The 13,839-nt window shown below is 73.7% G+C and carries 13 protein-coding genes and 3 tRNA genes; 7 read left to right on the top strand and 9 right to left on the bottom strand.

Annotation, left to right across the window (positions count from 1 at the left end):
• Positions 1–33: 33 nt before the first annotated feature.
• On the bottom strand, positions 34–759 hold the full coding sequence (locus AB0I41_RS19640) for a lysophospholipid acyltransferase family protein (protein WP_357109266.1): 726 nt from the start codon (positions 757–759) through the stop codon (positions 34–36).
• 125 nt (positions 760–884) lie between these two features.
• Between AB0I41_RS19640 and cofC the strand changes: the two genes are divergently transcribed.
• The 4 genes from cofC (at position 885) to AB0I41_RS19620 (ending at position 5,076) form a co-directional block, all read left to right on the top strand.
• On the top strand, positions 885–1,511 hold the full coding sequence (gene cofC, locus AB0I41_RS19635) for a 2-phospho-L-lactate guanylyltransferase (protein WP_357109263.1): 627 nt from the start codon (positions 885–887) through the stop codon (positions 1,509–1,511).
• Between the two features lie 27 nt (positions 1,512–1,538).
• Positions 1,539–1,736, top strand: a complete 198-nt coding sequence (locus AB0I41_RS19630; RefSeq protein WP_357109260.1) for a cold-shock protein — start codon at positions 1,539–1,541, stop codon at positions 1,734–1,736.
• 54 nt (positions 1,737–1,790) lie between these two features.
• Positions 1,791–4,079, top strand: coding sequence for an RNA degradosome polyphosphate kinase (locus AB0I41_RS19625; protein WP_357109259.1), 2,289 nt, complete (start codon positions 1,791–1,793; stop codon positions 4,077–4,079).
• A gap of 112 nt (positions 4,080–4,191) precedes the next feature.
• Complete coding sequence (locus AB0I41_RS19620; RefSeq protein ID WP_357109256.1) at positions 4,192–5,076, top strand: NUDIX hydrolase; 885 nt, start codon at positions 4,192–4,194, stop codon at positions 5,074–5,076.
• Positions 5,077–5,141: 65 nt separating this feature from the next.
• Here the strand turns inward: AB0I41_RS19620 and AB0I41_RS19615 are convergent, their stop codons facing one another.
• From AB0I41_RS19615 to leuC, 3 genes are all read right to left on the bottom strand, one after another.
• Positions 5,142–5,885, bottom strand: coding sequence for an HU family DNA-binding protein (locus tag AB0I41_RS19615; RefSeq protein ID WP_357109253.1), 744 nt, complete (start codon positions 5,883–5,885; stop codon positions 5,142–5,144).
• Positions 5,886–6,057: 172 nt separating this feature from the next.
• On the bottom strand, positions 6,058–6,645 hold the full coding sequence (gene leuD / locus AB0I41_RS19610) for a 3-isopropylmalate dehydratase small subunit (RefSeq protein WP_357109250.1): 588 nt from the start codon (positions 6,643–6,645) through the stop codon (positions 6,058–6,060).
• 15 nt (positions 6,646–6,660) lie between these two features.
• Entirely contained in the window at positions 6,661–8,103 is a 1,443-nt protein-coding gene (gene leuC / locus AB0I41_RS19605; RefSeq protein WP_357109247.1) for a 3-isopropylmalate dehydratase large subunit, read from the bottom strand.
• Positions 8,104–8,152: 49 nt separating this feature from the next.
• On the opposite strand from leuC, the gene AB0I41_RS19600 reads away from it, so the two are divergent.
• Positions 8,153–8,839 (top strand): IclR family transcriptional regulator, encoded by a 687-nt coding sequence (locus AB0I41_RS19600; protein WP_088963553.1) that lies wholly within the window; start codon positions 8,153–8,155, stop codon positions 8,837–8,839.
• A gap of 494 nt (positions 8,840–9,333) precedes the next feature.
• Here the strand turns inward: AB0I41_RS19600 and AB0I41_RS19595 are convergent.
• From AB0I41_RS19595 to AB0I41_RS19580, 4 genes are all read right to left on the bottom strand, one after another.
• Positions 9,334–9,409 (bottom strand) — tRNA-Glu (locus AB0I41_RS19595).
• 212 nt (positions 9,410–9,621) lie between these two features.
• Positions 9,622–9,694, bottom strand: a tRNA-Glu gene (locus AB0I41_RS19590).
• Between the two features lie 137 nt (positions 9,695–9,831).
• Positions 9,832–9,903, bottom strand: a tRNA-Gln gene (locus AB0I41_RS19585).
• A 106-nt stretch (positions 9,904–10,009) separates the two neighbouring features.
• Positions 10,010–10,813, bottom strand: coding sequence for a fumarylacetoacetate hydrolase family protein (locus AB0I41_RS19580; RefSeq protein WP_357109244.1), 804 nt, complete (start codon positions 10,811–10,813; stop codon positions 10,010–10,012).
• A 166-nt stretch (positions 10,814–10,979) separates the two neighbouring features.
• Here AB0I41_RS19580 and AB0I41_RS19575 point away from each other — a divergent pair, with 166 nt between their 5' ends.
• Complete coding sequence (locus AB0I41_RS19575; protein WP_357109241.1) at positions 10,980–12,440, top strand: hypothetical protein; 1,461 nt, start codon at positions 10,980–10,982, stop codon at positions 12,438–12,440.
• 33 nt (positions 12,441–12,473) lie between these two features.
• On the top strand, positions 12,474–13,337 hold the full coding sequence (locus AB0I41_RS19570; protein WP_357109239.1) for a 3-methyladenine DNA glycosylase: 864 nt from the start codon (positions 12,474–12,476) through the stop codon (positions 13,335–13,337).
• Between the two features lie 69 nt (positions 13,338–13,406).
• Here the strand turns inward: AB0I41_RS19570 and arfB are convergent, their stop codons facing one another.
• On the bottom strand, positions 13,407–13,832 hold the full coding sequence (arfB, locus tag AB0I41_RS19565) for an alternative ribosome rescue aminoacyl-tRNA hydrolase ArfB (protein ID WP_357109236.1): 426 nt from the start codon (positions 13,830–13,832) through the stop codon (positions 13,407–13,409).
• Positions 13,833–13,839 lie beyond the last annotated feature (7 nt).

Genomic DNA, 13,839 nt, shown 5'->3' with positions numbered 1-13,839 from the left:
GCGCCACCACACCGAGCTGGTCGATCCGCTCGCTCATTCGGTCACCTCGGGAGTACGCGGACGGGCGGGACGTTCCCACAGCGGGGGCGGCGTGCCGCCCCGGATGCCGGCGAGCAGGTCGCGCAGGGTCAACATGATCTCGTCGGTCATCTCTTCCAGCACAGCCCGCGTCGGGGTGGCGCCCGCCCACCGGCTCAGGTCGACCGGCTCGCCGGCGACCACGGTCACCGGGGTGCGGGGCCGCAGGCCGAACCGGGCGGTCCGCGGGTCGAACAGCTTCTCCGGGCCCCACATCGCCATCGGGATGACCGGCGCGCCGGTGGCCAGCGCCAGCCGGGCCGCCCCGGTCTTGCCCTTCATCGGCCACAACTGCGGCTCCCGGGTGGTGGTGCCCTCCGGGTAGATCACCACCGCGCCGCCGGAGTCGAGCGCGGCGATCAGCTTGTCCAGCGACTTGACCGCGTCGGCGGAGCCACGCTCCACCGGGATCTGCTTGCAGCGGTGCAGGATCCAGCCGATCACCGGCACCCGGAACACGCTGGCCTTGCCGAGATACTGCGGCCAGCGGCCGGCGTCGTGGATGAAGTGCGCGGAGACCAGCGGGTCGGCGTGCGAGATGTGGTTGGGCACGATGATGATGCCGCCGTCACGGCGCAGCTGCTCGGCCCCGCGCCAGGTACGCCGCGTCCAGACCAGCATCAGGGGCTTGACCAGCGCCACGGCGAAACGTCGCCAGAAACCCAGCCTGCGCCGTGTCACCCTGCCTCCTCGTCGCCCCGACCCACTCGCCGCACCCGCCGGTGCGGCCCGCAGCGGAAATCATGCCTGCTCGCCACGGGTACGGCCAGTGAGGGTACCGCCGTCGGCGCTGGCAGGATTGTCGCGTGCGTCAGCCGAGGTGGACCGTGGTGGTGCCGGTGAAGCGCCTGGGCGCGGCGAAGAGCCGGCTGCGGGGCGCGCTGCCGGCCGTACCCCACGAGGAGCTGGCGCTGGCCCTGGCGGCCGACACGGTCCGCGCGGTGCGGGCCTGCCCCGCGGTCGCCGAGGTCCTGGTGGTGACCGGCGACGAGCGGGCGGCGGCGCTGCTCGGCGCGGCCGGCACCCGGATCGTGCCGGACGAGCCGGAGGCCGGGCTGAACGCCGCGTTCCGGCACGGCGCCGCGGCCGCCGCCGCAGGCGTCTGGGTGGCGGGGCTCACCGCCGACCTGCCGGCGCTGCGCCCGGCGGAGCTGGCGGCGGCGCTGCGGGCCGCCGCCGACGACCCGGGGGTACGCCGCTTCGTGGCCGACGCCCCCGGCAGCGGCACCGTGCTGCTCACCACACCGCCCGGGGTGCCGCTGGAGCCCCGGTTCGGGGTCGGCTCGGCGGCGGCGCACGCCGGGAGCGGGGCGCTGCCGCTGGCCGGGCCGTGGCCCTCGCTGCGCCGCGACGTGGACACCGCGGCCGACCTGGCGGCGGCGCGTCGGCTCGGGCTGGGCCCGCGCACCGCGGCACTCGCCGCGGCCCGCTGACGAACACCCTCGGGGTACGGTGCAGGCATGCAGGGCACGGTGGCGACCTTCGACGCGCAGACCCGCACCGGCCTGCTGCTCCTGGACGACGGCACCGAGCTGGCCTTCCCGGCGCGTGCCTTCGACGCCTCCGGGCTGCGGCTGCTCCGTCTCGGGCAGCGGCTGCGGGTGGACCTCGGTCCGGACGGCGAGGTCGTCCGGGTGACATTGCCGACGATGGCCTGAGCCGACCCGCGCGAGTTCATTTTGCGTTAACCGGGATCGGGTGATTATGAGCGGGTGAGCACCCCTCGCGAGCACCCCGCCAGCCCGCCGCACGCCGCCGACCCGAGCGGCCCCCGCAACGGCGCCCGCCGCCGGGGCGGCACCCGCGCCGCCGCGACCGCGCCCGACTCCCCCGGCGCCAGCGCCGCCGGGGCCTCCGCCGGGCTGGACGAGGTGCTCGACCCGGGCGACCGGCCCACCCCGCCGGCGGGACCGGACGGCGAGCCGCGGGCCGCCGCGCCGCTGCCGGAGGACCGCTTCCTCAACCGGGAGCTCTCCTGGCTGGACTTCAACGCCCGGGTGCTGGCGCTCGCCGAGGACCCGCGCACCCCGCTGCTGGAGCGGGTCAAGTTCCTGGCCATCTTCGCCAGCAACCTGGACGAGTTCTACATGGTGCGGGTCGCCGGGCTGAAGCGACGGCTCCAGGCCGGCCTGCCGGTGCGCGGCGGCGACCGGATGCCGCTGCGCACCCAGCTGGAGCTGGTCGCCGAGAAGGCCGCAGCGCTGGTCGCGCGGCAGGCCACGTGCTTCGTCGAGGACGTGCTGCCGAAGCTGGCCGCCGAGGACATCCGCGTCCTGCGCTGGGCCGACCTGGACGACCCTGGGCGGGAACGGCTCCGCGCGTACTTCCGGGAACAGATCTTCCCGGTGCTGACCCCGCTGGCGGTCGACCCGGCCCACCCGTTCCCGTACATCTCGGGGCGGTCGCTCAACCTGGCGGTGACGGTCCGCGACCCGGACGGCGGCTCGGAACTGTTCGCCCGGGTCAAGGTGCCGAACAACGTGCCCCGGTTCGTCCGGGTCGCCCGGGACCAGCCCGGGGTACGGATGGTGCCGGTGGAGGACCTGATCTCGGTGCACCTGGGGCAGCTCTTCTCCGGCATGCAGGTGGTCGAGTGCCATCTGTTCCGGGTCACCCGCAACGCCGAGGTGGAGGTTGACGAGGACCGCGACGAGGACCTGCTTCAGGCCCTCGAACGGGAGCTGGCCCGGCGCCGCTTCGGCCCGCCGGTCCGGTTGGAGGTGGACGCCTCGATCTCGGACCACATGCTGGAGTTGCTCGTCCGGGAACTGGACATGCACGACCAGGAGGTGTTGCGGGTCCCCGGGCTGCTCGACCTGTCGGCGCTGTGGCAGCTCTACGCCGAGGCCGACCGGCCGGACCTGAAGGACCCGCCGTTCGTGCCGGCCACCCACCCCCGGCTCACCGAGGGCGAGGTGCCGCGCAGCGTCTTCGCCACCCTGCGGGACGGGGACGTGCTGGTGCACCACCCGTACCACTCGTTCGCCACCAGCGTGCAGCGCTTCATCGAGCAGGCCGCCGCCGACCCCGACGTGCTCGCCATCAAGCAGACCCTCTACCGCACCAGCGGCGACTCCCCGATCGTCGACGCGCTGGTCGACGCGGCCGCCGCCGGCAAGCAGGTGGTGGTGCTGGTGGAGGTGAAGGCGCGCTTCGACGAGGTGGCCAACATCGGCTGGGCGCGCACCCTGGAACGGGCCGGCTGCCACGTCGTGTACGGCCTGGTGGGCCTCAAGACGCACTGCAAGACCGCCCTGGTGGTACGCCAGGAGGGCAACCAGATCCGCCGCTACTGCCACATCGGCACCGGCAACTACCACCCGAAGACCGCCCGGCTCTACGAGGACTTCGGCGTGCTCACCGCCGACCCGGAGGTCGGCGCCGACCTGACCGACCTGTTCAACGTGCTGACCGGCTACAGCCGGCAGACCGCGTACCGGCGGCTGCTGGTGGCGCCGCAGGGCATCCGCAGCGGCCTGATCGAACGGATCGAGCGGGAGATCGCGCACGTCCGCCTCGGCATGCCGGGGCTGGTGCAGTTCAAGGTGAACGCGCTGGTCGACGAGGAGATCACCGACGCGCTCTACCGGGCGTCCCGGGCCGGCGTCCACGTCGACCTGCTGATCCGGGGCATGTGCACGCTGCGGCCGGGGGTGCCGGGGCTGTCGGAGAACATCCGGGTCCGCTCGATCCTCGGCAGGTTCCTGGAACACTCGCGGATCTTCCGGTTCGGCAACAACGGCGACGCGGAGTTCTGGATGGGCTCGGCCGACCTGATGCACCGCAACCTGGACCGTCGGGTGGAGGCACTGGTCCAGGTGAGCGACCCGGTCGCCCGGGCCGAACTCGACCACGTGCTGACCGCCGCGTTCAGCCCCGAGGTGGACGCGTTCGAACTGGCCGGCGACGGCACCTGGACCCGCCGTACCGGCACTGCCGAGGAGCCGCTGACGCACCTGCAGGAGCTGCTGCTGCGCCGGGTCGGCGGCACCTCCGGCTGACCGGGGCGGCCCCCGACCAGGGCCTGCCGTGACGGCCCGGGGCCCCGGCGCGGTACCACCGGACGCCCCTCAGCGGCCCGTACGGCGGTCGTCCCGGACGTAGGGTGACCAGATGGTGCAGGAGCAACCGGTCGGCATCCGGGCGGCCGGCGGGGTGGCCTGGCGGCCGGACACCGACGGTGGCGTACGGGTCTGCCTGGTGCACCGGCCCCGCTACGGCGACTGGTCGCTGCCGAAGGGCAAGTTGGAGCACGGCGAGCACCCGCTGCTGGCCGCCGTCCGCGAGCTGGCCGAGGAGACCGACGTCCGGGCCGTCCCGCAGGTCCGGCTCCCCACCGTGCGCTACCGCAGCGAGGGCCGGCCGAAGACGGTGGACCACTGGTCGATGCGGGCGGTGGGCGAGGGCGGCTTCCAGCCCGGCACCGAAGTCGACGAGGTGCGCTGGCTCGCCGTCGACGAGGCGGTCCGCCTGGTCAGCTACCCGCACGACGCGGAGGTGCTGGCCGCGTTCGCCGCGCTGCCCCGGGTCACCACGACGATCGCGCTGGTCCGGCACGCGCAGGCCGGTACGCGGGCCACCTGGTCCGGTCCGGACGACGGGCGCCCACTGGACGCGACCGGCCGGGCCCAGGCCGAGGCGCTGGCCCCGCTGGTGGCACTGGTCCGCCCCATCCGGTTGCTGTCGGCCTCGGCGTGCCGCTGCGTGCAGACCCTCGCCCCGGCGGCCGCCCTGCTCGACCTGCCGATCGAGGTGCACGGCGACCTGGACGAGCCGCGGCCGGGCCAGTTGGGCGACGAGTGCGCGCTGGCCACCGCCGGCCGGCTGGCGGAGCTGGCCGCCGCCGGCGAGCCGGTCGCGGTGTGCAGCCAGGGCAAGGTGATCCCGGGCGCGCTGGAGCGGTTGACCGGGCGGCCCGGCAACTTCACCACCCCGAAGGGCGGCGGCTGGCTGCTCGCCTTCTCCGCCGACCGGCTGGTCGCCGCCGACCGGCTCTGAACCGGGAACGGCGCGAGGGGCGCCCACTGTGCGGTGGGCGCCCCTCGCGGGCGTACGTGCGCAGGTCAGCGCCGGGCGGTGGCCTTCTTGGCCGGAGCCTTCTTCGCCGGGGCCTTCTTCGCCGCCGTGCTCTTGGCGGCGGTGGTCTTCTTCGCCGCCGGAGCCTTCTTCGCCGCCGTGGTCTTCTTCGCCGCCGGCGCCTTCTTCGCCGCCGTGGTCTTCTTCGCCGCCGGCGCCTTCTTCGCCGCCGGCGCCTTCTTCGCCGCCGGGGCCTTCTTGGCCGCCGGGGCCTTCTTCGCCGCCGTGGTCTTGGCGGCCGCGGCGGTCTTCTTCGCCGGGGCGGCCTTCTTGGTGGTGACGGCCTTGGCCGCGGTGGTCTTGGCCGCGGTGGTCTTCTTGGCGGCCGTGGCGGTCGTCTTCTTCGCGGTGGTGGCCTTGGCGCCGGTCGCCCGGGCCGCCGTCGCCTTCGCGCCGGTGGTCCTGGTGGCGGCCGTGGTGGTGGTCTTCTTCGCCGGCGCGGCGGCCTTGGGCACCTTGCCGCTGGCCACCATCTCCTTGAATCCGGTGCCGGCGCGGAAGGTCGGCACGGATGTCTTCTTGACCTTCACCGCCTCACCGGTACGCGGGTTGCGCGCTGTTCGGGCACCCCGGACACGCTTTTCGAACGCTCCGAATCCGGTGATCGCCACCTTCTCGCCCTTGGTGACCGCCGCCTGGACCTCGGCGATGACCGCGTCGAGCGCCGCCGTCGCCGTCTTCCGGTCCCCCAGGCGAGCGGCGAGCGCCTCGATGAGCTCGGCCTTGTTCACGACTTCCTCCCGATTGTGCAACTGACTCGACGCGAGCCATTCTGCGCGCACGGTATGCCCTGTGCTGCCTGGACACAAACATTCGATGGAAAAAAGGCCTTGTGTCGTAACGGATTCGCCCCCACCGGGTGGACCGGTGGGGGCGAATACCGATGAGTGTTCGGGCGTACGGCTATGCCACGGCGGGCTTGAACGACGGTCGGGACGCCTCGTACGCGCTGATCTCCGCGGCGTGCCGGAGGGTCAGTCCAATGTCATCCAAGCCTTCCATCAGCCGCCAACGGCTGTGGTCGTCCAGCGGGAACGACCAGCTGGCCGGACCGACCCGGACCTCGCGGGCGACCAGGTCGACGCTGATCTCGGCGCTCGGGTCGGACTCGACCCGGTCCCAGATCTCCTCGACGGCTTTCAATTCCAGCTCCACCGGAAGGAGACCTTCCTTGAGCGCGTTGCCGCGGAAGATGTCACCGAATCGCGGAGAGATCACCGCGCGGAAGCCCCAGTCGCGCAGCGCCCAGACGGCGTGCTCCCGCGATGATCCGGTGCCGAACTCGGGACCGGCCACGAGAATCGACGCACCGGAATACGCCGGATCGTTGAGCACGAATGCCGGATCTTCCCGCCACGCGCTGAAGAGCCCGTCCGCGAAACCGGTCCGGGTCACCCGCTTGAGGTACACGGCCGGGATGATCTGATCGGTGTCCACGTTGGAACGGCGCAGCGGCACGGCGGTGCCGGCGTGGGTGGTGAACCTGTCCATCTCTCGGCTGCCCTTCTACAGGTCGGCGGGGGCGGCGAGCCGGCCGACCACGGCGGTGGCGGCGGCGACCGGTGGGGACACCAGGTGGGTGCGCCCTCCCCGGCCCTGACGGCCCTCGAAGTTGCGGTTGGAGGTCGAGGCCGAACGCTGGCCTGGGGAGAGGGTGTCCGGGTTCATGCCCAGGCACATCGAGCAGCCGGCGAAACGCCACTCGGCGCCCGCGTCGACGAAGACCTTGTCCAGCCCCTCCGCCTCGGCCGCCTCCCGCACGGCCGCGGAGCCGGGCACCACGAGCATGCGTACGCCGTCGGCGACCTTGTGCCCGCGCAGCACGTCGGCGGCGGCGCGCAGGTCCTCCAGGCGTCCGTTGGTGCAGGAGCCGACGAAGACGACGTCGACCGCGAGGTCGCGCAGCGGCCTGCCCGGCGTCAGGGCCATGTACTCCAGGGCCCGGCGGGCGGCGGCCCGCTCCGCGTCGGTGCCGAAGTCCTCCGGGTCCGGCACGGCCGAGCCGAGCGGCGCGCCCTGGCCCGGGTTGGTGCCCCAGGTGACGAACGGGGTGACCCGGCTGGCGTCGAGGGTCACCTCGGCGTCGAAGGTCGCGCCCTCGTCGGTGGGCAGGGTCCGCCAGTGGGCCACCGCCGCGTCCCAGTCCGCGCCCCGGGGCGCGTGCGGCCGCCCCTTGAGGTACGCGAACGTGGTCTCGTCCGGCGCGATCAGGCCGGCCTTGGCGCCCCACTCGATGGACATGTTGGCGACGGTCATCCGCCCCTCCATGGACAGCGCGCGGATCGCCTCACCCCGGTACTCGACGATGTGGCCGCGCCCGCCGCCGGTGCCCACCTGGGCGATCAGCGCGAGGACCAGGTCCTTGGCGGTGACGCCGGGGCCGAGCTGACCGGTGACGTTGACCGCCATGGTGCGCGGGCGGGCCTGCGGCAGGGTCTGGGTGGCCAGCACGTGCTCGACCTCACTGGTGCCGATGCCGAAGGCGAGCGCCCCGAAGGCACCGTGGGTGGCGGTGTGCGAGTCGCCACAGACGATGGTCATGCCGGGCTGGGTGACCCCCAACTGCGGGCCGATGACGTGCACGATGCCCTGGTTCTCGTCGCCGAGCGGGTGCAGCCGCAGGCCGAACTCGGCGCAGTTGCGGCGCAACGTCTCGATCTGCGTACGCGAGGTGGGGTCCGCGATGGTGAGCAGGTCGCCGCGGCGTGACCGGAAACTGGGGTCGTCGTACCCGGTCGGGGTGTTGTGGTCCTCGGTCGCGAGCGTGAGGTCGGGACGGCGGACCCGGCGACCGGCCAGGCGCAGCCCGTCGAACGCCTGCGGGCTGGTCACCTCGTGCAACAGGTGCAGGTCGATGTAGAGCAGGTCCGGCTCGCCCGCGGCGGTCCGTACGACGTGCGCGTCCCAGACCTTCTCGGCCAGGGTCCTCGGTTGAGTGACTCCCACCATCTGGACATCCTAAATTCTGGGAGGTAAGTTTCGGCTTGTGGGACACAGTATGAGCGGTGTCGGCGTCCTCGACAAGGCGGTGGTCATCCTGGCCGCCTGCGTCGACGGCGCCAGCCTGGCCGAACTCGTTGAACGCACCAAGCTGCCCCGGGCCACCGCGCACCGGCTGGCGCAGGCTCTGGAGATCCACCGGATGCTGGTCCGGGACACCCAGGGGCGCTGGCGCCCGGGGCCCCGGCTCGGCGAGCTGGCCAACGCCGCCCCGGACGTGCTGCTGACCGCCGCCGAGCCGCTGCTGGCCGCGCTGCGGGATGCCACCGGGGAGAGCGCCCAGCTCTACCTGCGCCGCGCCGACGAGCGGGTCTGCGTGGCCGCCGCCGAGCGGGCCAGCGGCCTGCGGGACACCGTACCGGTCGGCTCGGTGCTGCCGATGACAGCCGGTTCGGCCGCACAGATCCTGCTCGCCTGGGAGCCACCGGAGGCGGTCATGCCGCTGCTGCCCCGCGCCAAGTTCACCGGCCGCACCCTCGCCGAGGTACGCCGCCGCGGCTGGGCGCAGAGCGTCGCCGAACGGGAGGCGGGTGTGGCGAGCGTCTCGGCCCCGATCCGCGACCGCACCGGCCGGGTGATCGCCGCGATCAGCATCTCCGGCCCCATCGAGCGCCTGGGCCGCCGCCCCGGCGAACGCCACGCCATGGCCGTCGTCCGAGCCGGCCAACGCCTCTCCGGCCTCTGACCCCTTCCCCCTCCCCTTCATCGGCGAGCTGGACAGGTCTGGCCGACAGGTGAAGGCAGGTGGCGAACTCCTTTGGAGCTGATGTCGTGAACGGATCAGAGGCGAAGGTCGGCCTGCCGCCTGCCGCCGGACCGCACCCGTGAGTCGTTTGCGGCATCAGCTCCAGAGCGTCCACGACCCACCCCAGGGCTGACGCTCGGCCGGCCGGCACCCCTGCCACCCGCTGCTTCGCCGGGCCGGCGCCGAGGAACCACCGCTCGCCGGGCTGGGCCTGGAAATCACCCCTCTTCCGGGCCGCGCCTCATGGGTCACCCCTCTCCGGGGCCGGGCTGAGGGTCTCGGACCCCGGGCTGAGGGTCTCCGACAGCCCGGCCGTGGGGCCGGGCGCTGCGGGCCGGGGAATCGACTGAGCAGCCGCACGGGAGCAGGTGCCCGGTCCGGGCTACGGGGAAAGCGAACGGCCCGCCTCGCTCACGCGAGACGGGCCGTTCTGCTGGTAGCCCCGACCGGATTCGAACCGGCGCTACCGCCTTGAGAGGGCGGCGTCCTGGGCCACTAGACGACGGGGCCAGGCACATTTTCCTGCTTCACCGCCCCGGCGGGCGGTGCCGCTGTAGTCTAGCGGCACCGCCCGCCGAGAGCGACGAGGGGTCCGCGGCTCACGTCGAGGCGGTGGCCCGTCGACGCGCCGGGTCACCACAAACGAATCGGGCCAGAAGCCACCGGGCGCCGGAGACACGAAACAGCCCGCCCCACCGGAGTGGAACGGGCTGTCAGCACTGTAGCCCCGACCGGATTCGAACCGGCGCTACCGCCTTGAGAGGGCGGCGTCCTGGGCCACTAGACGACGGGGCCAGAACTTCACCTGCTTCCCCACCCTGCCGGGCGGGGAAGCTGCACTCTATCAGAGATCATCTGCCGTCCCTCGCGAGGGACGGAGCGGAACTCCGCCAGAATCCAGCGTCCGGGATTCTCGCGAATCCGCGGTTGCGCTGGGGTACCAGGACTCGAACCTAGACTAACTGAACCAGAATCAGTCGGGCTGCCAATTACCCCATACCCCATTGGCCCCTTGCGGCGCCGGGAATGAACTTTACCCTCCCCGCGCCGGCAGGCCAAATCCAACCCCCCGAAACGCCTGTGACCTGCGAAAACGGGGCGTCGGACGCATCAGGCGACCGGCACCACCGGATTGGTGAGCTCGCCGATCCCCTCGATCCGCACGGTGACGGTATCCCCCTCCGCGAGCGGACTAACCCCCGCCGGCGTGCCGGTCAGCACCACGTCGCCGGGGAGCAGCGTCATCACGTGCGAGATGTACGACACCAGAGCCGGTACGTCGAAGACCATGTCCTTCGTCCGGCCCAGCTGGCGTACCTCCATCTCCTCCGGGTTGCGACCCACCTCGCAGCGGATCTCCAGGTCGGAGACGTCCAGCCCGGTGGTGATCCAGGGGCCGACGGGGCAGAACGAGTCGAAGCCCTTGGCCCGGGTCCACTGCCCGTCCGAGCGCTGGAGGTCCCGCGCCGTCACATCGTTGGCGCAGGTGTAGCCGAAGATGGCCTTCTGCGCGGCGGCCCGGTCGGCCCGGCGGGCGCCCGGGGCGCCGATCACCACGGCCAGCTCCGCCTCGTATTCGACCTGCTTGGAGAAGATGGGCAGCCGGATCGCGTCCCGCGGCCCGATCACCGACGTGGACGGCTTCAGGAAGAGCAGCGGCTCCTTCGGCACCTCGCTGCCGTGCTCGGCGGCGTGCTCGGCGTAGTTGCGGCCGACGCAGACCACCTTGCTCGGCAGTATCGGCGAGAGCAGCCGGACGTCGGAGAGGGCCCAGCGGGCGCCGGAGAAGGTGACCTGGCCGAACGGGTGGCCCTCGATCTCGGCGATGGTCAGGCCCTGCGGGCCCACCCCCGGCTCGCCCTCGACGACCCCGAACGACATTCCCTTGGCATGAGCAAAACGAGCGATACGCACGAGGCCAATCTAGCCCCCGCCGGCCCGGCGGCACCCCGTCGACGCCGGGAGCCGCCGCGACGTCGGCGCAGCATACGCGATCGGCCGATGGTCGGGGCGGGCTTCGGCGCTTCGTACCCGCGCGGAGTGTCCCCGCCCCTACCGTCGGCTCCGGAGGTTCGTTCGTATGCCTGCATCGAGACGACACCACAGGGCCCTCGCCGTGTTCGTGAACGGCCTGGGCGTCCTCGCCGCCGTGCCGGCTCTGCCCACGGCGACACCCGCGACCAGGGCCGAGGCCGCACCCACGGTCAGCGCACCGGCGAGCCCGGCCGCCGCAGCCACACCGATCGGCCCGGGCGCACCGGGCGCTACCGGCGAACCGGTTGCGGCGGGGGGGCACGCGCCGCCGGTGGCACCCGGGGTGGCGGCGAGCGGAGCCGTGATCCCGGTGACACCGGCGGTGCCGGCGCCGGGGATGGCCACCACCGCGAATCCGGGTGCGCCACGACCGGCCCCGCCGGTCACCGTGACGGTGGCGCCGGCCGGCACGCCGGTGCCGGGCTACCGGATCCGGGTCCGCAACGACACCACCGGCCCGCTCGACACCACGGTGCGGCAGGAACTGCCAGCCGGCGCCTCGACGACCGCGGTCAGCGCGGGCGGGCGGGCCACCCGGTCCGCGGCGAACGGCACCGGCGAGGTGACCTGGCGGCTCCGGCTGCCGGCCCGCAGCACCACGACGCTGGACACCGCCCTGGCGGCGACCGCGCCGGGCACATCGGTGACCGCGCCGGCCTGCGCCTACACCGGCGACGGCAGCCGGCCGTACGACTGTGCCACCGCGACCTGGCAGGCCGCGCCCGTCCCGGCGGCCAAGGTGGAGGAGGCGGCCCCGGTCTGGCGCCGGCCACCGATCCTGGCGGCGGCGCTGGCCGTGCTGCTGGTCCTCGCCGCCGGTGGCATCTGGTGGTGGCAGCGGGCCCGGCGGCGGCGCAGCGGCGTCGAACCGACCGGCACCGCCCCGACCGCCGCCGGCAGTCCGACGTACGCGGGCGGAGCCGCCCCGCCCGGCGGCGGCACGGTCTACCCGCGCCCGGCCGCGCCCGGCAGGTCCGGGGGGCGCCGGAGGCCACCGGTCCTGCTGATCGTCGGCGTGACCCTGGCGATCCTGGGCGGCGTGGTCCTCGCTGCGGTGTGGACCGCCTCCCAGCGGGTCGCCGCCATCGACACCACCAAGCAGCCGACCAGCGGCGCCTGGACGGGCCAGAGCGCCACCGGCAGCGTCGGCGTCCCGTTACGCGAGAACGCGTTCGAGTTCACCGTCTACCGGGTGACCTGCGAGACCGCCGGCGGGACGGGCCGCCAGTGCAAGGCCACCGTCGGGGTGCGCAACCTCACGCCCGAGCAGCAGACCTGGCACGGCCAACTCCAACGCGCCTACCTGCCCGGGGGCAACTGGGTCAGCACCGACGAGCCGGCCACCCGGCTGGCGAACCTGGGCCGGGACGTCTTCGCCCAACCGGTCGCGGCCGGCAACCGGGAGGTGCTGCCGCTGGTCTTCACGGTCAACGGGGCACAGAAGCCGAAGCAGTTGGAGCTGCGCAGCGGGGTCTTCTCCGCCGGGGTCCGGGTGGACGTGCCCTGACCGGCGGCCGGGCGGCGGTCGTACCCTGGGTCCGTGACCGCCGCCCTCGCACCCGCCGCCCTCGACGCGGCCGACTGGCAGGCCCGCCGGGCCGCGCACGTCGCCCGGGTCGACGCCTGGCTGGCGCCACACCTGGCCCGCCGGCGCGGCGGCGGCCGGCACCCGGTCGAGGACTTCCTCTTCACCTACTACTCGCACCGGCCGGCCCAGCTACGTCGCTGGCACCCGGGCGCGGGGGTGGTGCTGCGCGACGCGGAGCCGGCCGAGTTCGGCCGGGACTACCGCGCCGACGCCGCCGGGGTCACCCTCGACACCGGCCGGGTACGCGCGCGGCGCGCCGACTCGATCGCCTGGATCCGCGACCTGCTCGCCGCGACCGCCGGGCGCCCGGCCCACCTCGGCTGCTTCGGTATGCACGAGTGGGCGATGGTCTACCGGCAGACCCAGGAGGAAATTCGGCACAACGCCTGGCCGCTGCGCCTGAGCCCGGAGCGCACCGCCACGGTGGTCGAGGAGCGGGGCGTCCGGTGCAGCCACTTCGACGCGTACCGGTTCTTCACCGCGCCGGCCCGCCCGCTGAACCTGCTCAGCCCGACCCGGGAGAGCCAGCACGCGCTGGAGCAGCCGGGCTGCCTACACGCCAACATGGACCTCTACAAGTGGGCGTACAAGCTCTCGCCCCTGGTCAGCTCCGAACTGGTGGCGGACTGCTTCGCGCTGGCCAGGGAGATCCGCGCGCTGGACATGCGGGCCAGCCCGTACGACCTGGCCGCCCTCGGCTACCCGCCGGTCAGGGTGGAGACCCCGGAGGGCCGGGCCGAGTACGCGACCGCCCAGCGCGGCTTCGCCGAGCGGGCCGCGGTGCTGCGGTCCCGCCTGCTGGCCGCGCTGGACTGAGGGCCCGCCGTACCGCACGGGCCCCTCGGCCGGGCTCAGCTCGCCGTGGGGACACAGCGGATTTCCCGCTCAGTCGCCGTCCACCCGGCGGTCCCGCTTGCGCTGCGACTGGCGCTTCTTCTCCGCCAGCCGGCGTTCCTTCGCGCCGCGTGACGGGCGGGTCGGCCGCCGGGGCGGGGGCGGCGGCGCGACGGCCTCGCGCAGCAGCGTGGTCAGCCGCTCCCGGGCCGCCTCCCGGTTGGCGAGCTGGGCGCGGTGTTCGCTGGCGGCGATGGTCAGCACGCCGTCGACCAGGCGGCCGGCCAGCCGTTCCAGCGCCCGTGCCCGCAGCGCCGGCGGCAGGCTGGGCGAGGCGGCGAGGTCGAAGCTCAGCTCCACCCGGGAGTCGGCGGTGTTGACCCCCTGCCCGCCCGGCCCCGACGATCGGGAGAACCGTTCCCGCAGTTCGGCGGAGGGCACGATCCACCGGTCGGTCACCCGCAGTCCGTCGTCCACGCCCCGA

This window comes from Micromonospora sp. NPDC050200 (assembly GCF_040656135.1).
GTDB lineage: Bacteria > Actinomycetota > Actinomycetes > Mycobacteriales > Micromonosporaceae > Micromonospora.
Note: the sequence above shows the minus strand (reverse complement) of the source record. Positions and strands in the feature narration are given on the sequence as shown.

Excerpts from the sequence above, each read along its gene's own strand:
- AB0I41_RS19630 (WP_357109260.1), top strand. The coding sequence starts at position 1,539 with ATGCAGGGCACGGTGGCGACCTTCGACGCGCAGACCCGCACCGGCCTG.
- AB0I41_RS19620 (WP_357109256.1), top strand. The coding sequence starts at position 4,192 with ATGGTGCAGGAGCAACCGGTCGGCATCCGGGCGGCCGGCGGGGTGGCC.
- leuD (WP_357109250.1), bottom strand. The coding sequence starts at position 6,645 with ATGGACAGGTTCACCACCCACGCCGGCACCGCCGTGCCGCTGCGCCGT.
- leuC (WP_357109247.1), bottom strand. The coding sequence starts at position 8,103 with ATGGTGGGAGTCACTCAACCGAGGACCCTGGCCGAGAAGGTCTGGGAC.
- AB0I41_RS19600 (WP_088963553.1), top strand. The coding sequence starts at position 8,153 with ATGAGCGGTGTCGGCGTCCTCGACAAGGCGGTGGTCATCCTGGCCGCC.
- AB0I41_RS19575 (WP_357109241.1), top strand. The coding sequence starts at position 10,980 with ATGCCTGCATCGAGACGACACCACAGGGCCCTCGCCGTGTTCGTGAAC.